At 66.0% G+C, this 18868-nt stretch carries 17 protein-coding genes; 6 read left to right on the top strand and 11 right to left on the bottom strand.

The genetic code is table 11. From position 1 onward, the window contains the following. Positions 1 to 25: 25 nt before the first annotated feature. Both ACW5E8_RS08660 and ACW5E8_RS08655 read right to left on the bottom strand, forming a co-directional pair. The gene (locus ACW5E8_RS08660) at positions 26 to 1255 is read right to left on the bottom strand and encodes a glycosyltransferase family 4 protein (RefSeq protein ID WP_456965044.1); all 1230 of its coding nucleotides are present in this window, start codon (positions 1253 to 1255) and stop codon (positions 26 to 28) included. Beyond that, positions 1248 to 2120 carry a glycosyltransferase family 2 protein gene (locus ACW5E8_RS08655; protein ID WP_456965043.1) on the bottom strand — a complete coding sequence of 291 codons (873 nt, stop codon included), beginning with the start codon at positions 2118 to 2120 and terminating at the stop codon, positions 1248 to 1250. The genes ACW5E8_RS08660 and ACW5E8_RS08655 overlap by 8 nt, the downstream gene beginning before the upstream one ends. A gap of 131 nt (positions 2121 to 2251) precedes the next feature. Between ACW5E8_RS08655 and pilB the strand changes: the two genes are divergently transcribed. The 5 genes from pilB to ACW5E8_RS08630 all read left to right on the top strand — a co-directional run bounded on the left by pilB (position 2252) and on the right by ACW5E8_RS08630 (position 7206). Beyond that, on the top strand, positions 2252 to 3976 hold the full coding sequence (pilB, locus tag ACW5E8_RS08650) for a type IV-A pilus assembly ATPase PilB (RefSeq protein ID WP_456965042.1): 1725 nt from the start codon (positions 2252 to 2254) through the stop codon (positions 3974 to 3976). A 168-nt stretch (positions 3977 to 4144) separates the two neighbouring features. Beyond that, positions 4145 to 5419, top strand: a complete 1275-nt coding sequence (locus ACW5E8_RS08645; RefSeq protein WP_456965041.1) for a type II secretion system F family protein — start codon at positions 4145 to 4147, stop codon at positions 5417 to 5419. Between the two features lie 6 nt (positions 5420 to 5425). Next, on the top strand, positions 5426 to 6286 hold the full coding sequence (locus ACW5E8_RS08640) for a prepilin peptidase (protein WP_456965040.1): 861 nt from the start codon (positions 5426 to 5428) through the stop codon (positions 6284 to 6286). Positions 6287 to 6304: 18 nt separating this feature from the next. Continuing rightward, positions 6305 to 6931 (top strand): dephospho-CoA kinase, encoded by a 627-nt coding sequence (coaE, locus tag ACW5E8_RS08635; RefSeq protein ID WP_456965039.1) that lies wholly within the window; start codon positions 6305 to 6307, stop codon positions 6929 to 6931. Then, positions 6928 to 7206 carry a hypothetical protein gene (locus tag ACW5E8_RS08630; RefSeq protein ID WP_456965038.1) on the top strand — a complete coding sequence of 93 codons (279 nt, stop codon included), beginning with the start codon at positions 6928 to 6930 and terminating at the stop codon, positions 7204 to 7206. Before coaE ends, ACW5E8_RS08630 begins: the two co-directional genes overlap by 4 nt. A 15-nt stretch (positions 7207 to 7221) precedes the next feature. Here ACW5E8_RS08630 and ACW5E8_RS08625 read toward each other — a convergent pair whose 3' ends face one another. The 7 genes from ACW5E8_RS08625 to ACW5E8_RS08595 all read right to left on the bottom strand — a co-directional run bounded on the left by ACW5E8_RS08625 (position 7222) and on the right by ACW5E8_RS08595 (position 15642). Then, positions 7222 to 7671, bottom strand: coding sequence for a hypothetical protein (locus ACW5E8_RS08625; protein ID WP_456965037.1), 450 nt, complete (start codon positions 7669 to 7671; stop codon positions 7222 to 7224). Further along, positions 7668 to 9188: a phospholipase effector Tle1 domain-containing protein gene (locus tag ACW5E8_RS08620; RefSeq protein WP_456965036.1), complete on the bottom strand. Its 1521-nt coding sequence runs from the start codon at positions 9186 to 9188 to the stop codon at positions 7668 to 7670. Before ACW5E8_RS08620 ends, ACW5E8_RS08625 begins: the two co-directional genes overlap by 4 nt. A gap of 27 nt (positions 9189 to 9215) precedes the next feature. After that, positions 9216 to 9512, bottom strand: coding sequence for a hypothetical protein (locus tag ACW5E8_RS08615; protein WP_456965035.1), 297 nt, complete (start codon positions 9510 to 9512; stop codon positions 9216 to 9218). Positions 9513 to 9889: 377 nt separating this feature from the next. Continuing rightward, positions 9890 to 10612, bottom strand: coding sequence for a hypothetical protein (locus tag ACW5E8_RS08610; RefSeq protein ID WP_456965034.1), 723 nt, complete (start codon positions 10610 to 10612; stop codon positions 9890 to 9892). Positions 10613 to 10778: 166 nt separating this feature from the next. Further along, positions 10779 to 11801, bottom strand: a complete 1023-nt coding sequence (locus ACW5E8_RS08605) for a Nudix family hydrolase (protein ID WP_456965280.1) — start codon at positions 11799 to 11801, stop codon at positions 10779 to 10781. A 114-nt stretch (positions 11802 to 11915) separates the two neighbouring features. Next, positions 11916 to 14651: a preprotein translocase subunit SecA gene (gene secA, locus ACW5E8_RS08600; RefSeq protein WP_456965033.1), complete on the bottom strand. Its 2736-nt coding sequence runs from the start codon at positions 14649 to 14651 to the stop codon at positions 11916 to 11918. 121 nt (positions 14652 to 14772) lie between these two features. Further along, the gene (locus ACW5E8_RS08595) at positions 14773 to 15642 is read right to left on the bottom strand and encodes a M23 family metallopeptidase (protein ID WP_456965032.1); all 870 of its coding nucleotides are present in this window, start codon (positions 15640 to 15642) and stop codon (positions 14773 to 14775) included. Positions 15643 to 15688: 46 nt separating this feature from the next. Here ACW5E8_RS08595 and ACW5E8_RS08590 point away from each other — a divergent pair, with 46 nt between their 5' ends. Further along, entirely contained in the window at positions 15689 to 16135 is a 447-nt protein-coding gene (locus tag ACW5E8_RS08590; protein ID WP_456965031.1) for a DciA family protein, read from the top strand. 201 nt (positions 16136 to 16336) lie between these two features. On the opposite strand, the gene lpxC is transcribed toward ACW5E8_RS08590, so the two are convergent. Further along, on the bottom strand, positions 16337 to 17248 hold the full coding sequence (gene lpxC, locus ACW5E8_RS08585; protein ID WP_456965030.1) for a UDP-3-O-acyl-N-acetylglucosamine deacetylase: 912 nt from the start codon (positions 17246 to 17248) through the stop codon (positions 16337 to 16339). A gap of 217 nt (positions 17249 to 17465) precedes the next feature. Continuing rightward, the gene (gene ftsZ / locus ACW5E8_RS08580; protein ID WP_456965029.1) at positions 17466 to 18722 is read right to left on the bottom strand and encodes a cell division protein FtsZ; all 1257 of its coding nucleotides are present in this window, start codon (positions 18720 to 18722) and stop codon (positions 17466 to 17468) included. Positions 18723 to 18868 lie beyond the last annotated feature (146 nt).

Below are 18868 nucleotides of genomic sequence, written 5' to 3'. Positions count from 1 at the left end.
CTTTCGCGGCGACGTGTATGTTGTCTCATGCAGTTTTCCTCTTCGATTCGAGGAGAGCAATGTATGCCGCGGCAACCGCGTCTTGGTCGAACTTCGCTCTTACGTCCACCAGCTTCTCGACGGCCCATGCCCTCGCCGTATCTGGATTGGCCAAAATCGCCAAGATCTGGGCCGCCAGCGATGGCGGCGAACCAGGCTCAGCCAAGAACAGGGGCCAACCCGAGAACACCTCCCGCACGGAAGGAGTTCGAGTCGTCACCACCGGGCAACCACAGCCCAATGCTTCGACCATGACGAGGCCCAGACCCTCTCTGTCGCCCGAACGGGCTTCGACAAATGGTGCGACAAACATGGCAGCCCGCCTATACAGGGCAGGCAGTTCGGCTTGAGTTACCGCTCCAATGAAATCAACGCTAGAGCTGATCCCAAGCCGCTCTACCTGCCGCCTCCTTTCATGTAGTTCTGGGCCGAATCCGGCAATAGTGAGGGTAGCGTGCGGATACTGTTTAAGAACGATAGGCAGAGCGTCAATCAGGTCGCGAAGCCCCTTTTTCTCGACCAGACGCCCCACAAAAAGAAGCTCGTAAGGCGAGCGAACGATCGATGGGTCCGGGAGGAATCTGTGCTTGAGATCAACACCCATCGGTCTTACTAGAACTTTTGAAATTTCTGCCCCAATTGCTGCGAGCTCGTCACGCATCGACTGGCTGACCACCGTGACCAAAGCTGCCCTGCGCACCACGAACTTCTTCAACAGCCCAAGTGCGGCGCCCCGCAGGGCGAACAGGTCCGCCCCATGCGACGTCAGCAGATACGGCGGAGCGCGCTCGGTGACAATCACACGAGCAAGCGCTGCGATAACGCCTTGCGGGATGAGCCAGTGCGCATGAATTACGGAGACCTCGCGCCGCCTTATCAATTTCAACGTATTCCAGAACAATCCCAGAATGAAGCCCGGAACGAGAAACCACTTCCAAGGTTGCCGTCGCAGATTTGTCACTATTCCCCCGTCGTTTACGAGGGTCTCGAGACATTGCGGGGCATAGCGATAGCGAACCACACGGACTCCATCCATCAGTTGCGAACCGCTTGCACCCGGCGCGTGCGGGCACAGAACGACGACATCGAAGTGAGTCACCATTCGCTTGGTCAACTCGTGAACGAAGCCGGGCTCCGGATCGTCCAACCACCGGGGATATGTAGACGCAAGCACGAGCAGACAGGGACGCTCGCGCTTCGCTGGACCGCTAATCATCCTTTTCGCTGACCGACTTTGCTGCCAAATAGGTCAGGCTAGTGATCTGCTCCGAAATAAGGCCGATCAAGAATACAATTACAGCCGCACTGAACAGCAACATGCTCATATTCGTGAAGCGGTGGTATGTAACAAACGTATATGCGTAATAGCTTAGGCCTGCAACGAAGAACCCTGCGCTGACCGGCACAAATAGCTTCAACGGCGAGTACAGCGTTGCGATCTTGAAGATGATCAACAAGAAGCGGATGCCGTCGCGAAGCGGGCGGATGTGACTTTTTCCTATGCGCTGGCTCACGGGGATCGGCAAGTAGGCTACCGGGTATGCACTACGGAAGAACGCCATGGTGCTGGTGGTGGGATAACTGAAGCCATTGGGCAGCAGGTGGAGAAACTCCAAGAACCTATTCGCCCGCGCAACACGAAACCCCGATGTCAAGTCCCATATTTTGAAACCCGTAATCCGGGTCGCGAGCCAGTTATAGAAGGCGTTGGCTGCTCCGCGGTGGACGCCGGCTTGGTCGCCCCAGTCCCGTGCGCCCACGACCATGTCATAGCCCTCGTCCATTTTTTCCAGCAGCGCGCCGATGCAGGCGGGATCGTGCTGCCCGTCCGCATCCATGAATACGAGGATTTCGCCCTTGGCAGCCCGGGCCCCACGCTTGATCGCCGCGCCGTTGCCCATCGAGTACGGGCTGGATAGAACGCGGGCCCCGTGCGCCGCGGCAACCCTCGCAGTCTCGTCGGTGGATCCGTCGTCCACAACGATCAGCTCCGCATCGGGCTGGGCTTCGCGCAGGCGCGGCAACGTCTGCCGCAGACCCTCGGCCTCGTTTTTGGCAGGCAAGATGATAGATAGACGCATGGGTTCCCCTCTTGCAGAAAGGTTAGCCTGAATCGATCATCGACTGGACGCGATGGTTGCGAAAAGTGCTGCAAGTCCCTTTGGCACGTGGCGTGCTTGCGGTAAAGTCCGGGCATTCGGGGAGGAACGACATGAGTGCAGTCTCGGCAGCCAATCTGGTAGGCATCACCGGCATCGCCCGGCGCTTGGTGCTGGACGGAGTCCTCGAGGAGCCGGCGGCCCGTGAGGCGCTCGACAAGGCCACGGCCGCACGCAAGCCCGTCAGCCTGTACCTGCGTGAAAGCAAGCTGGTGACCGCTGCCCAGTTGGCCGCGGCCAACTCCATGGAATTCGGCATGCCGGTGTTCAATCCGACCACAATGGATGCTTCTTCCGGCGCGCTCAAACTGGTCAGCGAGGAGCTGCTGACCAAGCACCGCGTGCTGCCGTTGTTCAAGCGTGGCGGCAAGCTGTTCGTCGGCACTTCGGACCCCACCGACACCCACGCCCTGGACGAGATCAAGTTCCACACCAACCTGATGGTGGAGCCGATCCTGGTGGACGAGGACAGCATCCGCCGCACCGTGGAGCTGTGGAGCCAGGCGTCGGACAGCTTCAATGACACCCTGGAGGACTCCGACGGCCTTGAGAACCTAGACGTCGAGGCCGGGGCCGAGGACGACCGTGCCGACGCTGCCGACGGCAAGGCCGACGACACGCCCATCGTCAAGTTCGTCAACAAGGTGCTGATCGATGCCATCAAGCGGGGCGCCTCGGACATCCACTTCGAGCCCTACGAGGACGACTACCGCGTGCGCCTGCGCATCGACGGCATCCTCAAGCAGACCGCCAAGGCGCCGGTCAAACTGAACACCCGCGTAGCGGCCCGCCTGAAAGTCATGGCGCAGCTGGATATCGCCGAGAAGCGTATTCCGCAGGATGGCCGCATCAAGCTCAACCTCAGCAAGACCAAGCAGATCGACTTCCGCGTCAGCACCCTGCCGACCCTCTTCGGCGAGAAGGTGGTGCTGCGTATCCTGGACGCCAGCGCCGCGAAGCTGGGCATCGACAAGCTCGGCTACGAGCCCGACCAGCAGAAGCTGTTCGAAGATGCCATCCACAAGCCCTACGGCATGGTGCTGGTGACCGGCCCCACCGGCTCGGGCAAGACGGTCAGCCTGTACACCGCGCTGGGCATCCTGAACGACGAGGTGCGCAACATCTCCACCGTGGAGGACCCGGTGGAAATCCGCCTGCCCGGCGTGAACCAGGTGCAGCAAAACGAGCGCCGCGGCATGACCTTCGCCGCCGCGCTGCGCAGCTTCTTGCGCCAGGACCCGGACATCATCATGGTCGGCGAGATCCGCGACCTGGAAACCGCCGAGATCGCGATCAAGGCTGCCCAGACCGGCCACATGGTGCTGTCCACCCTGCACACCAACGACGCCCCGCAGACCATTGCCCGCCTGATGAACATGGGTATTGCGCCCTACAACATCACCAGCTCCGTCAGTCTGGTGATCGCCCAGCGTCTGGCGCGCCGGCTGTGCCCCCGCTGCAAGCGGCCTGCCGAGCTGCCCGAGAACGCCCTGCTGGCCGAAGGCTTCACCGAGGAGGATTTGCAGGAGGGCTTCACCGTGTACGAGGCGGTGGGCTGCGACGAGTGCACCAACGGCTACAAGGGCCGCACCGGCATCTACCAGGTCATGCCGATGACCGACGAGATCGCGACCATCGTGCTGGAAGGCGGCAACGCCCTGCAGATCGGCGAGGCGGCCCAGCGGTCGGGGGTGCGCGACCTGCGGCAGTCGGCCCTGCTCAAGGTCAAAGCCGGTGTCACCAGCCTGAACGAGATCAGCCGCGTCACCACGGACTGACGACGTGCGACACCGGTCGATGCGTCGATTCCTGTAGTTTTCGGGCACACGGACGCCTAAATTCTGCCGGGCGTCACACGGCGGCGCTTCACAGCCGGCCGCAACCGGCTACCATCACCGTATGGGGTTCCGGCACGGCCGGCGCCTGGGGATCAACGGGGAAACGACATGGCCGTGACAGGTACTGCCACCAAGACCGCTGCCCGCCAGGCGGCCAAGCTGAAGCGCGACGGCGTGACACTGCCAATATTCGTCTGGGAAGGCACCGACAAGCGCGGCAAGAAGATGAAGGGCGAGCAGCAGTCGCGCAACGCCAACCTGCTGCGCGCCGAACTCCGCCGCCAAGGTATCCAGCCCAGCAAGGTCAAGCCCAAGTCCAAGCCGCTGTTCGGCTCGGCCGGCAAGCCGGTCACGCCCAAGGACATCGCGGTGTTCAGCCGCCAGATCGCCACGATGATGAAGTCCGGCGTGCCGATCGTGATGGCGCTGGAGATCATCGGCAACGGCCAGAAAAACCCGCGGATGAAGAAGCTGGTCGACTCCGTCCGCATGGACATCGAGGGCGGCTCGTCCATCTACGAGGCCATGAGCAAGCACCCGGTGCAGTTCGACGAGCTGTACCGCAATCTGGTGCGCGCCGGCGAATCATCCGGCGCGCTGGAAACGGTGCTGGCCACGATTGCCGACTACAAGGAAAACATCGAATCCATCAAGGGCAAGATCAAGAAGGCGCTGTTCTACCCGGCCGCGATCATCGCGGTGGCGCTGCTGGTCTGCGCCATCCTGATGGTGTACGTGGTGCCGATCTTCAGCGAACAGTTCGTGAGCTATGGCGCCGAGCTGCCCGCGTTCACTGCGCTAGTGTTCGGGATCTCGGGCTGGATGGTGACGTGGTGGTGGGCGATCGCGGTCGTGGGCTTCGCCGCGGCGGCGACGTTCCTTTTCATGTTCAAGCGCTCGCCGCCGCTGCAGCACTTCGTGGACCGCATGCTGTTGAAGGTCCCGGTGATTGGCCAGGTGCTGCACAAGTCCGCCATCGCCCGCTTCGCACGCACGCTCGCGGTGACCTTCAAGGCCGGCGTGCCCCTGGTGGAGGCCATGGAAAGCGTGGCCGGCGCCACCGGCAGCACCGTGTACCAGAAGGCCGTGGACGCGATGCGTGAGGACGTTTCGGTGGGCTACCCGCTGAACGTGGCCATGAAGCAGCAGAACCTGTTTCCGCACATGGTGGTGCAGATGACCGCCATCGGCGAAGAGGCCGGCGCGCTCGACACCATGCTGTTCAAGGTCGCCGAGTTCTACGAGGAAGAAGTCGACAACGCGGTCGACACGATTTCCAGCCTGATCGAGCCCTTCGTGATGGTGATCATCGGCGGCATGGTCGGCGCGATCGTGGTGGCCATGTACTTGCCCATCTTCAAGCTCGCCATGACGGTGATGTAAGAAAGCATGGCGTTTCTCGACCAGAACCCCGAGATCGGCTACCCGCTGATCGCAGGCCTCGGCCTGCTTGTTGGCAGCTTCCTGAACGTGGTCATCCTGCGCTTGCCCAAGCGCATGGAGTGGCAGTGGAAGCGCGACAGCCGCGAGATGCTTGGCGAGCCGGAGCTCTACGATCCGCCGCCACCCGGCATCGTGGTGGAGCGCTCGCACTGCCCGCACTGCGGGCACCAGCTGAGCTGGTACGAGAACATCCCGGTGCTGAGCTGGCTGGCGCTGCGCGGCAAGTGCCGCAGCTGCAAGGCGCCGATCTCCGCCCAGTATCCGGCGGTCGAGCTGCTGACCATGCTGCTGATGCTGGCCTGCGTGTGGACCTTCGGCTTCGGCTGGCAGGGCTTCGGCGCCTGCCTGCTCACCTGTTTCCTGATCGCGTTGTCGGGCATCGACCTGCGCACCCAGCTGCTGCCGGACTCGCTCACCCTGCCCCTGATGTGGCTGGGGCTGATCGCGGCGGTGGAGAACCTCTACCACGGGCCCAAGGCGGCCCTGCTGGGCGCGATCGCGGGCTATGTGAGCCTGTGGAGCGTGTGGTGGGTGTTCAAGCAGCTCACCGGCAAGGACGGCATGGGCCACGGGGACTTCAAGCTGCTGGCCGCGCTGGGCGCCTGGTGCGGGCTGGCGGGCGTGCTGCCGATCATCCTGATCTCGTCGCTGGTGGGCGCGTTGATCGGCGGGGCGTGGCTGTTCCTCAAGGGCCGCGAGCGCGCGACGCCAATCCCGTTCGGGCCGTTCCTGGCCGTCGCCGGCTGGATCGTCTTCATGTGGGGCGACCACATCATCGGCGCCTACAAGGCCTACGCCGGCCTCTAGCTCTGCCAGACTCGCTCCATGGCTGACTACACCATCGCCCTGACCGGCGGGATCGCCTCCGGCAAGTCCGAGGTCGAGCGCCGCTTCCGCGCCTTGGGCATCCACGTGGCCGACGCCGACGTGGCCGCGCGCGAGGTGGTGGAACCGGGCACGCCGGGTCTGGGAGAGATCGTGGAGGCCTTCGGGGCCGAGGAGGCCCTGGATGCCGACGGCAATCTGGACCGTCTGGCCATGCGCCGCCGCGTGTTCGCCGACGAGGTCGCCCGTCGCCGCCTGGAAGACATCATCCACCCGCGCGTGCGTACTGCGCTGCGGACGGCCTGCGAGGCCGCGCCGGGTCCGTACGCCATCGCAGCCATCCCGCTCTTTGCCGAAGCAGGTCCCGAAGCCTACGCCGCCTGGGTCGACCGCGTGCTGGTGGTGGACGTTCCGGTGCAGGTGCAGCTTGAGCGTCTGTTGCGGCGCGACGGGATTGACGAAGCCCTGGCCTGGAACATGATCAAGGCTCAGGCGACCCGCGAGCAGCGTCTGGTGGTCGCCGACGACGTCATCGACAACGACGGCCCGCTCGCTGCGCTCGAGGCTGCCGTGTCCGGGCTCCACGAACGCTATGTCGCACTGGCGACCGGGCAGCGTCGGCCATGACGCCGATGCGGCTCACTGCGGCCTTGGCCGGCCTGGCCATCGCGCTGTCCTACCTGGCCTTGGTCCAGCTGTCTCCGATGTACACCCTGTTGGGAACGCGCGGGGGCATCGTGACGCTGACCCTCTCGATGTGCCTGGCCAACATACTGATCTGGCATGCGGGTGATCCCGAGCGGAGCGTCCGCAGGCGCTTCGAACTGGCCGCCGCGGGATGGCTGTGGATCCTGGTGCAGGCGGGAATCCAGATCTACCTGCACTGGGATGTCCGCCAGTAGGCGCACGATCGTCCCTCAACGCAGTGCGATCGGCCGATAGGCAGCGGTGTCCCCGCCCTCCCCTTCGATCCGGGCACACAAGCGGCCACCGCACAGGGTCAGGTCGGCCTGGTTGATGGCGTGGGTCAGCGTCTGGTCCCGCTGGATCGCGGCCAGCTCGCGGCGGGCGGAACCGACGGCAGACGCTGCCACGGCGGCCGCTGCCAACGTAGCTGCCAGCAAGCCGGCTGAAAGCATCCAGAGCATTCGCACCCGAGCTTCCGTGGCAGCCTGGTGCGTCGTGCCCATGCGCTTGCATTCGGCCGCCATGTGTTTCACGGCTTCGGCCGTACGTTGCTCCAGGTGGACGCTCGCCAGCTCCATCCGCTCTGCCGCCAGCGCGCTGCGCTCGTCCAGACGCTCCGACACCACGGCCAGCTGGAGCGCGAACTCACGCGGATCGACGCCTTCGGGCGGCACGTTCACAGGCCCATCGCCGGTGCTTGCACGTGCGGCTGTAGGGGTGCGCTTCGCTCGTGCTCCAACGTCGCCTCGGCCGCCTCCTCCTGTGTCCGCCGCTCCGTGATCATCCGGGTCAGACGCTCGGCTGCACCGCCGGCCTGCATCACCATCCCAAGCGGAGTGGCGGCATACAGCCTGGTCGCGGCCTGCATGCCCGCGGTGTCGTTGCGCAGGGCGGACGTCGCCAGCTGCTGGAACGTGGCATCGAGGTCGAAATCGTTGATCTTCGCGAGTGCCTGTGCGCGCATGGGAATGCGGGTGTGCGTGACCGCGCTGTCGATCAGGCCCGGTTCGCGCTTGTACATCGCGTCCAGGGCCGCCATCGCCGTTTCCATCTTCGCGTCCGTGCCGCCCGGGTGGCGCGAGACCTCGACATGCTTGTAGGTCAGGCCGTCGGCCAGGCGCGGGTCGACCGGCTCGCGCAGGCACTGGTCTGGCGAGGCGACCTGCCGGCAGGAGGGGCCCAGCTTCTGATGCATGATCCGCCCGCCGACGGCCTGGTAGCCGTAATCGGGCCACAGCCCGAGCAGGTGCTGTTCGGACCGGTGTGCGACGTACATGCGGGGATCGGAAGCCTCGGGCACTTTTTCGAGCTGCAAGCCGCCGAGGACCGTGCTGAAGTAGTCCACCTGAAGGTTGTAGACGACCCGCCCGACGCCATCGATGTGGTACGAGCCGCCCAAGTCGGAATGGGCGCCCGCGATGGCGAAATTGGCGACACGCCCCTGGTCGCTCAGCCCAAGCGGCGCATGTTGCGTGGACGAAAAGTGGTCGCGGGGTTCGAGCCAACTGGTGAGCTGGACGAGGCCGACGTTGCTTGCGGGGAGCTTGCGCTCGGTGTCATAGCGCCCGGTGCCGACGGGATCGATGAGGAACGCGGCTGTCGGGATGCTGCCCGGCGGATCCAGCAGCGGTTGGTCCGGCCAGGAGATGCTGGTCAGGACGCCATCCTCGTTGAACGTGGGCCGGACTCCGGTCGGATCGCGGATGCCGCGCTCGTGGATCATCCTCGCCAGGATAGGGAAGGATTCGGCGCCCCGGCTGAACCCGGTGCCGGCGACGTGGATCTTGGCGTCCGGGTTTTCGTCGCGCCACGCTTTCACCTGCACGCACAGGTCGTAGTAGGCCTTCTCCGCCCGCGCATCGAGCGTGACCGCCTTGGCGCCGTCGAAACTCCGGGCAAGAAAACCGTCCTGCGTGCCCACGCCTGCGATGTAAGTGGTGCCAATCGCAGGATGATCGCGGGCCGCCAACGCCTCTTCGAACTTGGCCACGACCGTGTGGTTCTCCGGGGGATCCTTTTCACGGCTGTTCGACGTCCCGTCCATCGCCACGAAGAACACCCGATCATCCGCGGAGTCCAGGAACACCGGTGCGCGCACCCGCCACATCCCGGCGCGCGCCGCGTCTATCAGGTCGAGTTCCTCCTTGCCAAGCGCCCGTGCCTGCACCCCGTCGGGACTGATCCTGTGCTGGTCCATGCCATCCTCCTTGATCGCGACCTGGCCTCAATACTCCCGGGAATGCACCCGCACGACCTCCGACCGGAAGTTGCTGTGCGGGTTCGTGGGATCCCTCAACTCCTTCAGGAAGAGGTAGGTCCGCATGTAGACGTCGATCCTCCGGTCATCCACCACCAGCACGATGTCGGGCGGCGGGAGGAAGCTGTTCTCGAGGATCGCCTCCCTGGGCGTGGTGTGGACAAGCAGCCGATCCTTGAAGATCTCAGCCATGTCCACCGTGGCGCTCAGGCGGGTGCCGTCCATCGCGATCCACTCCACCTGCGCAGGCGGAGGGAAATTCACGATGCCACTGTGGCTTCCGCGCAGGACCCTTTCCAGCGGGAAGCCGAGCGATTCGACGGAACGACGTGGGCCCGAGGTCAAGGACCCCACGTGCCTTCCAGCATAGAAGACAGTGCAGCCTTGGACGCTGTAACACTTGGAAGCAAACCTGTGCTGCACAAACCACAGCGGCCAGTCATCCAACGTGCCGGTGTAAGGGCCGTGCCCCGGCGGCGGCTCCATCGGGTCGAACCGCTTCTCGCACCCCTGGAGCAGGCCAATACACAGAGCAAGGGTGGCCAGCAACAGGCCCGATCCAACAGGTGTCCAACGCGACATCGCAGTGCTCCATGTCCCTATGGTGCTGCGGACCATCCTGGGTGCGGGTGGACGGGGCGTCAACCCGGGCCAGCCTCAGGTCCGGGGGTCCTTTCCAGCGCGTGCCAGAACCCGTCCATGATCGCGCGCGCATGCGCGTTCGCGCCTTCCTCGTCCACGCCCTCGGGCACGTAGACGATCACGGTGAACTCGAGCAACCGGTCCCCGTCTTTCGCAAAGCGGCTGATGCCCAGCGTGGCAGGCCCGCCGTCGGGTTCATTGAAGATGTAATGCGCGGTGGGAAAGCAGTTCGACCCGGCGCGACGCGGAATGATCATTTCCAGACCCTCGCCAAACGGCCCCTGCACTTCGGTCAGCTCAAGCGCGAACCCGGCCCGCTCAGCGTTCCGCCCCTGCATGATCCGCACCGAATCGAAGGCACGCTCGCGGCTGCGTGAGTCTTCCGGGAGTTCGGTGATCACCACGGCGGCATCGGGCGTGAGGCCATCGCGCTGCATCAGGATGTAGTGGTCGTTGACGCCACGCGAGGTGTCGTTGCGGATGATCGAGACCGCTGCATGCTGCGATTCGGCGATCTGCGGGATGGCGAACGCGTAGCCCAGATCGGACAGCTCGATGCGACGCGTGTCGAGGACTTTTTGCCGATCCGCGTGCGGCACGATCGAGATGCCCGCCGGAAGGCTGCCACAGAAGGCGACGGCCTCATAGACGCCTGCCAGGTCACGCACCGGCGGCAGCGGGGAGGCCAGCCCGGGGAGCGGCAGCAGGGCCGCCAGCAGCACGGCGGCAGCGCAGTCCCGAACGGCCCTCACCGGGAGCGTCCTGCGATTCGCTGAAGGAACATGCGGCAATCCATGGCGTGGCTCCCTGTCTGTGGTCAGGGAATGCTGCGCAGGGCCACCAGCTGCGACAAGTCGGGAAACTGCCCGGCCCGCCATGGGGCTACGCTCAAACCGCCCGCCAGAAACTCCGGATCCCGGCAATCCCCTGGGCACCGTGGCGCCGCGCGTCATCCAGGTCGCCGGCGTCCAGCCCGCCGATCGCATAGATCGGCAGGCTCGCGGATTCACGCAGCCCGGCGAAGGCATCCCATCCGATCCCGGGCTGGCCGGGATGGCTGGCGGTGGGTTTCACCGCGCCCACCACGGCGAAGTCGCAGCCCAAGCGGCTGGCATGGGCCAGGTCTTCAGCGTGGTGGCATGAGGCGGCAAGCAGCGCGCCTTCGGCCAGCGCGGGGCGCTCTGCCAGGCCCGCCAGCTGGGCGGCGCGCAGGTGCAGGCCGATGCCGAGCTCCTGCGCTAGGGCAAGGTCGGCGTTGACCAGCAGCTCGGCGCCCGCGGCGCGGCAGCGTTGCGCAGCGCCGGCGACCAGGCTGCGGTGCAGCTCCGGTGCGACGCCCGGTAAGCGGGCCTGGATGCGGGTGATGCCGGCGGCCAGGGTCGCTTCAAGTCCGGCGAGCCAGGCGGCCGCCGCTTTGCCCTCCACTGTGGGAGCGGCTATAGCCGCGATTGGCGAGGCGTCATGATCGCGGCTATAGCCGCTCCCACAGGAGGGGCTGATCGCATAGCGATCCGGCTGCAGCAGCGCGGCCACCACGGGGATGTCCGCGGGTGGCATGGCATAACTGGAAAGCTTGTGCGGCGGCACCCAGGCCAGGGCCTGGCCTTCGAGGCCGCGCGGGACGCCGGTCCAGCGTGAGACGCGGCGCACGTCCAGGCGCAGGCGCTTGTCGGCATAGGCTTGGGGCACGGTGATCAGGTGGCCATCGACGCGGGCGTCGATGCCGAGCTCTTCCTGCAGCTCGCGCGTGAGCGCGGCCTCGGGTGTCTCGCCCGCTTCGCGCTTGCCTCCGGGGAATTCCCAGAGGCCGGCCAGGTCACGACCCTCCGTGCGTCGTGCCAGCAGGATCCGGCCACGGGCGTCGGTGATGACGCCGGCGACGACGTCGACCAGCTTCACCTTCGACCCCAGCCTTCGCCTTTGTGGGAGCCGCTTTTGTGGGAGCCGCTACAGCGGCGATCCGCGGCTACGGCTGAAGGGCCAATCGCGGCTATAGCCGCTCCCACAGGAGGAGGTGGAGGGGGGTCAGGCGATCTGCCCATGGCAGTGCTTGTACTTCTTGCCGCTGCCGCAGGGGCAGGGTTCGTTGCGGCCCACCTTGGGCGCGCGGTCGGCCGGGTCGCCGTCGTACTGGTAGTCGGGCTGGGCGGCTTCTTCGTCGGCGCTGTAGCCGCCGCTGTCGGCGTGCTGGAACTGCAGCTGGCGGGCCTGGGCCTCGGCCTGGGCGCGTTCCTGCGCTTCCAGCGCGGCCACTTCCTCTTCGCTGCGCACGCGCACGCGCGAAAGCATCGTCACCACTTCGCGCTTGACCTTGTCGAGCAGCTCGGAGAACAGTTCGAAGGCTTCCTTCTTGTACTCCTGCTTGGGCTGCTTCTGCGCATAGCCGCGCAGGTGGATGCCCTGGCGCAGGTAGTCCATGCGCGCAAGGTGCTGCTTCCAGTTGTCGTCGAGCACGCTGAGCATGATGTGCTTCTCGAGCATGCGCATGGTCTCGGGGCCGATGTTCGCGGTCTTGTCGGCCACGGCCTGCTCCACGGCTTCCTGCACGTGGCGCTGGATGGTCTCGGCATCCAGTTCGGACTGCGCGGCGGCCCAGTTCACCAGCTCCAGCGGCAGGCCGAAGTCGGCGGCGAGCGTGGCTTCCAGGCCCGGCAGGTCCCACTGGTCGTCCACCGAGTCCGGCGGCACGAAACGATCGACCACGTCGGCCACGACGTCGCCGCGGATGCCGGCGATGTGGTCGGCGATGTCGTCGGACTCGAGCAGCTCGTTGCGCTGGCCGTAGATCACCTTGCGCTGGTCGTTGTTGACGTCGTCGAAGTCGAGCAGGTTCTTGCGGATGTCGAAGTTGTGCGATTCGACCTTGCGCTGGGCGTTGGCGATCTGCTTCGACACCAGCGGGCTTTCGATGATGTCGTCTTCCTTCAGGCCCATCCGCGCCATCACCTTCTGCACCCAGTCGGCGGCGAAGATGCGCATCAGGTTGTCTTCAAGCGACAGGTAGAAGCGGCTGGAACCCGGGTCGCCCTGGCGGCCGGAGCGGCCGCGGAGCTGGTTGTCGATGCGGCGCGATTCGTGGCGTTCGGTGCCGACGATATGCAGGCCGCCGGCGGCCTTCACGGCGTCGTGGCGTTCCTGCCAGGCGGCCTTGAGCTTCGCGTGGGTGGCTGTGTCCAGCGGACTGCCCTGCTCGGCCTCGAGCTCGGCGATCTCCGCTTCAAGCGAACCGCCAAGCACGATGTCGGTACCACGGCCGGCCATGTTGGTGGCGATGGTGACCGCGCCGGGGCGGCCGGCCTGGGCCACGATCTGCGCTTCGCGCTCGTGCTGCTTGGCGTTGAGCACTTCGTGGTGGATGCCGGCCTCGGTGAGCTGCTGGCCGAGCATCTCGGACACTTCGATCGACGTCGTGCCCACCAGCACCGGCTGGTTGCGCGCGTGCGCTTCCTTCAGCTCGGCGACCACGGCGCGGTACTTGCCGGCGCGGTTGAGGAACACGGCGTCGGGATGGTCGATGCGCACCATCTCCCGGTGGGTGGGGATCACCACCACTTCCAGGCTGTAGATCGACTGGAACTCGAAGGCCTCGGTGTCGGCGGTGCCGGTCATGCCCGCAAGCTTGTTGTACATGCGGAACAGGTTCTGGAAGGTGATGCTGGCCAGCGTCTGGTTCTCGCGCTGGACCGGCACGCCTTCCTTGGCCTCGACCGCCTGGTGCAGGCCGTCGGACCAGCGGCGCCCGGTGAGGGTGCGGCCGGTGAACTCGTCGACGATCACCACTTCGCCGTCGCGCACGATGTAATCGACGTCGCGCTGGTAGATGGCGTGCGCGCGCATGGCGGCGTTGAGGTGGTGCACGACATGGATGTTGTGCGGGTCGTACAGGCCGTCGTCTTCTTCAAGGATGCCGGCGCGGCGCAGCAGGGTCTCGGCCAGTTCCTGGCCGGCCTCGGACAGGTGCACCTGCTTGCCCTTCTCGTCGACCCAGTAGTCGCCTTCGGCCTGTTCATCGGCCTGGCGGGTGAACTCGGGGACGATGCGGTTGACCTTGATGTACAGGTCGGGCGTTTCATCGGCGGGGCCGGAAATGATGAGCGGCGTGCGCGCCTCGTCGATCAGGATCGAGTCGACCTCGTCGATGATCGCGTAGTGCAGGCCGCGCTGGTAGCGCTGGTCCTTCGACAGCGCCATGTTGTCGCGCAGGTAGTCGAAGCCGAACTCGTTGTTGGTGCCGTAGGTGATGTCGGAGTTGTAGGCGGCGTTCTTGTCGCCGTGCGGCATGCCCGGGTAGACCACGCCGACCGACAGGCCGAGCCAGTTGTATAGGCGGCCCATCCAGGCCGAGTCGCGGCGGGCGAGGTAGTCGTTCACCGTCACCACGTGCACGCCCTTGCCCTCGAGCGCGTTGAGGTAGGTCGGGAGCGTGCCGACCAGGGTCTTGCCCTCGCCGGTGCGCATCTCGGCGATCTTGCCGGTGTGCAGCACCATGCCGCCGACCAGCTGCACGTCGTAGTGGCGCATGCCCAGCACGCGCACGGAGGCCTCGCGGCAGACGGCAAAGGCTTCGGGCAGGAGCTTGTCGAGCGACTCGCCGTTGGCGATGCGCTGCTTGAACTCGGGGGTCTTGGCCTGGAGCTCTGCGTCGGAGAGCGCCTGCATCTGCGGCTCGAGCGCGTTGACCTTGGCGACGACCTTGTTGAACTGACCGACGATGCGTTCGTTGCGACTGCCGAAGACGCTGGTGAGCAAGCGATTGAGCATTGGATGACCGGTTGGATGAGTGGAAGGCAAAAACGGGAAAAGGGCGCAGGGCGCCCTTTCCAGTTGGCCGCGACATTGTAGCGTGGGGGTCGCGGACCCGCCTATCAAGGCTGGACCGGGGTCAACCGTGCTCGCCCAGGAACTTGCGTGGATTCACCACGTGGCCGTTCTCCCAGACCTCGAAATGCACGTGGGCGCCGGTGCTGCGGCCGGTGCTGCCGGCGCGGGCGACCTTCTGCCCCACGCGGACCAGGTCGCCGACCTGGACGACATTGGCGGAGTTGTGGGCATAGCGGGTGACGTAGCCGTTGCCGTGGTCGATCTCGACCACGTTGCCGTAGCCGGAGCGGCGGCCGGAATAGCTGATCACGCCGTCGGCCACGGCCATGACGGTGTCGCCGGTGTTGGCGTTGAAATCGATGCCCTTGTGCCAGGCGGCGCCGCGGCCGAAGGGATCGGCGCGGCGGCCGAAGCCCGACGTGATGTAGCTGGCGGCCACCGGGGAACGCGAGGGCACCGCGTTGCGGTCGAGTTCGCGGTTGAACAGCAGCGCCTCGAGCACCGAGAGCTGGCCGCCTGCGGCGTCGAACTCCATGTCCACGCCGGTGATGCCATCGCGAAGTTCGCCCGCGGCCATGTCGCCGACCGGGCCATGCCCACCGACGCCCACGGGGCTGTTGAAGTCGAACTCGCCGTCGCCGAGCTGGGCCACGCGCGTCAGGCGGTCGCCGAGCGCATTGAGGCGGTTGGCCTGGGCCTGCAGTTCACCCAGGCGGGCGGCCAGGGCGTTGACCTCGCGCTGGGCCGCGCGGCGGGTGTCATCAAGCTGGGCGTCCTGGCTGCTGATCTCCGCGCGCAGCGCGTTGACCTCGGCCGACTGCACGGCGGCGCCGGTCGCGGCACCGATCACGAGCGTCGCTGCGATCACCGCGAGCGGATTGCGACCGCCGGCGTGCGTGATCCGGCTCGCGCCCAGGCGGGCGTAATGCATGAGCCATTCGTGTGAGTGTTGGAGCGTACGGTGTAAAGTCATCTTCATGTCTGTTGGCAATGCCAAATCGGCTTCCCCCAAAGGTCTGCGCGCCGCGTTCGACGCGCTTGCGGCCGATGTCTCCGGCCGCTCCCCGATCCAGCGCGCCATATGGCTCGACGCCCTGGATCGCACCCTGCGCCCCCACATGTCTCCTTCACTTGCCGCGCATGCGCGGCTTGCGAACGTGGATGGCGCAAAGCTGGTGTACCTGGTGGATTCGCCGCTCTGGAACGCGAGCCTCCGGCTTGCCGCTCCAGCGCTCCTGGACGCCGCCCGTTCGCACGGGCTGGAGGTCCGGGAGCTCAAGGTCAGGACGACCACCCAGCCGCTGTTCCCGCATGTGCAGGTCGAGGCGGCTTCACGTCCGTTGTCGGCAACCGCACCGGAAGGGCTGCGGGCTGCCTTGGCGTCCCTGCGCGTGCCCACTGGCGACGACAAGGACGGCTCCTGAATTCGTGCCGACGCTTTCACGCCGACGGGGCATCCTAACGGCCGCAGGACCCCCAAACGTTAACAAAACCGAAGAAACCCATTCGATTTTCGTTAATATTTCATTAAAGCGTGACCCTCGCGGCAAGAAGCCGTGAACGTGGACAGCCCCGATTGGGCTTTGTGGACACCCCGATGCGGGGATGCCTGACGCGACCTGCGATCAGGCGGCGGGCTGGAGCTGCCCGTAGACCACGGGGCCCGCGATGGCCTCGGGAAAGGTCACCTCTTCCCACGCATCGGCCTGCGCAAGCAGTGCGCGGACCAGCTTGTTGTTGAGCGCGTGGCCGGACTTGTAGCCCTCGAAGGCGCCGATGACCGGGCGGCCGGCAAGGTACAGGTCGCCGACGGCGTCGAGGATCTTGTGGCGGACGAACTCGTCGGCGTAGCGCAGGCCGTCCTCGTTGAGCACCCGGAAATCGTCGAGCACGATGGCGTTGTCCATCGAACCGCCCAGGCCGAGGTTGCGGTCACGCATGTACTCGAGGTCGCGCATGAAGCCGAAGGTGCGGGCGCGGCTGACCTCGCGGATGTAGTTCTCGGTCGAGAACTCCACCACCGCGCGGGACCGCGTGGTCGGGATGGCGGGATGGTTGAAATCGATGGTGAAGCCCAGGCGGAAGCCGTCGTAGGGCTCGAAGCGGGCAATCTTGTCGCCGTCGCGGACCTCGACCGGGCGCGTGATGCGGATGAAGCGCTTGGGCGCGTCCTGCTCGACGATGCCGGCGGACTGCAGCAGGAACACGAACGGACCCGAGGAGCCGTCCATGATCGGCACTTCGGCCGCGGACAGTTCCACCATGATGTTGTCGATGCCAAGGCCGGCCAGCGCCGACATCAGGTGCTCGACGGTCTGGATATTGGCGCCATCGACGGAGAGGCCCGTGCACAGCGTGGTTTCGGTGACCAGGGTGGCCTCGGCCGGGATCTCGACCGGCGGCTCGACGTCGACGCGACGGAACACGATGCCCGAATCGGCCGGCATCGGGCGCAGGGTCATGAACACCTTTTCGCCGCTGTGCAGCCCTACGCCGGTGGCGCGGGTGACATTCCTGATAGTGCGCTGCTGGACCATTCACGGACTCTGGGTGTGGATGCCCGGCGAATCAAGCACGCAGGCGGATTGGAGCGGTTCGCAATTTAACACGCGGCCCGCTGAACCTGAACGGAGCGCTCTTTCCGAAGGAAGCCCCAAAAACCGCCCCCTCCCCTGTGGGAGCAGCTATAGCTGCGATCGCTGCAATCGCGGCTATAGCCGCTCCCACCGGGGGAGGGAGGGAGGGATGCTGCGATCAGTCGGCCTGGCGGCGCAGGAACGCGGGGATGTCGAGGTAGCCCGAATCGCCACCGCCGCCGAAGTCGGCCACGGCCGGCGTCGTCGGCGCTGCTTCCGCGGAACCGCGACGCAGGCCCATGCCCATGCCGTGACCGGCGTGCACCGCCTGCGGCTCGTCGTCCTCGATCAGCATGCCGGTGGTGCCGTCGCGGCGGCCGGCGCTGTTGATCAGCTGGATGTTCGGGCGGCGCTGCGGCTCGAACGCGGTGTCGCGGCCGTAGCCGGAATCGCGCACCACGCCGCGGGCCTGGGCCCGGTTGAGGCCGGTGGCGACCACGGTCACGCGCACGTCGTCCTGCATGTCCGGGTCGAGCACGGTGCCGATGACGATGGTGGCGTCCTCGCTGGCGAAGTTCTCCACGGTGCGGCCGACCTCGTCGAACTCGGCCATGGTGAAGTCCGGACCGGCGGTGATGTTGACCAGGATGCCGTTGGCGCCGGCCAGGTTGACGTCGTCGAGCAGCGGGTTCTGGATCGCGGACTCGGCGGCGGCCTGCGCGCGGTCGTCGCCGCGGGCGGTGCCGGTGCCCATCATCGCCAGGCCCATCTCGCTCATCACGGTGCGCACGTCGGCGAAGTCGACGTTGATCAGGCCTGGGCGCACGATCAGGTCGGCGATGCCCTGCACGGCGCCCAGCAGCACGTCGTTGGCGGCGCGGAAAGCCTGCACCATGGTGGCGTTGCGGCCGAGCACGGTGATCAGCTTCTCGTTGGGGATGGTGATCAGCGAGTCGCAGTTGGCCGACAGTTCCTCGATGCCCTTCAGCGCCACCTGCATGCGGCGGCGGCCTTCGAACGGGAACGGCTTGGTGACCACGGCGACGGTCAGGATGCCCATCTCCTTGGCCAGCTGCGCCACCACGGGTGCCGCACCGGTGCCGGTGCCGCCGCCCATGCCGGCGGTGATGAAGACCATGTCCGCGCCCTGCAGCGCTTCCATGATCTGGTCGCGGTCCTCGAGCGCGGCCTGGCGGCCGACCTCGGGGTTGGCGCCCGCGCCCAGGCCCTTGGTGACGCTGGTGCCGAGCTGCAGCTGCAGCTTGGAGCCGCAGTTCTTGATCGCCTGCGAGTCGGTGTTGGCGGTGATGAATTCCACGCCGTCCACGCTGCTGTTGACCATGTGGTTGACGGCGTTGCCACCGCCGCCGCCCACGCCGATGACCTTGATGACGGCGTTGGGAGCCATCTTTTCTACCAGTTCAAAGTGCGCCATGTCCGTAGTCCTCTGATGTCGTTATGTGGTGCTGGTGTTTTCTAGTTGTTGGTGGTGTTGCGTGTTGCCAATCGTTTTCGTCGTCGCCTTGCCTGCCATCGCGGCCAAGGCCGCTCCCACAAAAGCGCTCGGGGTCGCTCCAGGTA

Source organism: Luteimonas sp. A649, from assembly GCF_054072735.1.
Note: the sequence above shows the minus strand (reverse complement) of the source record. Positions and strands in the feature narration are given on the sequence as shown.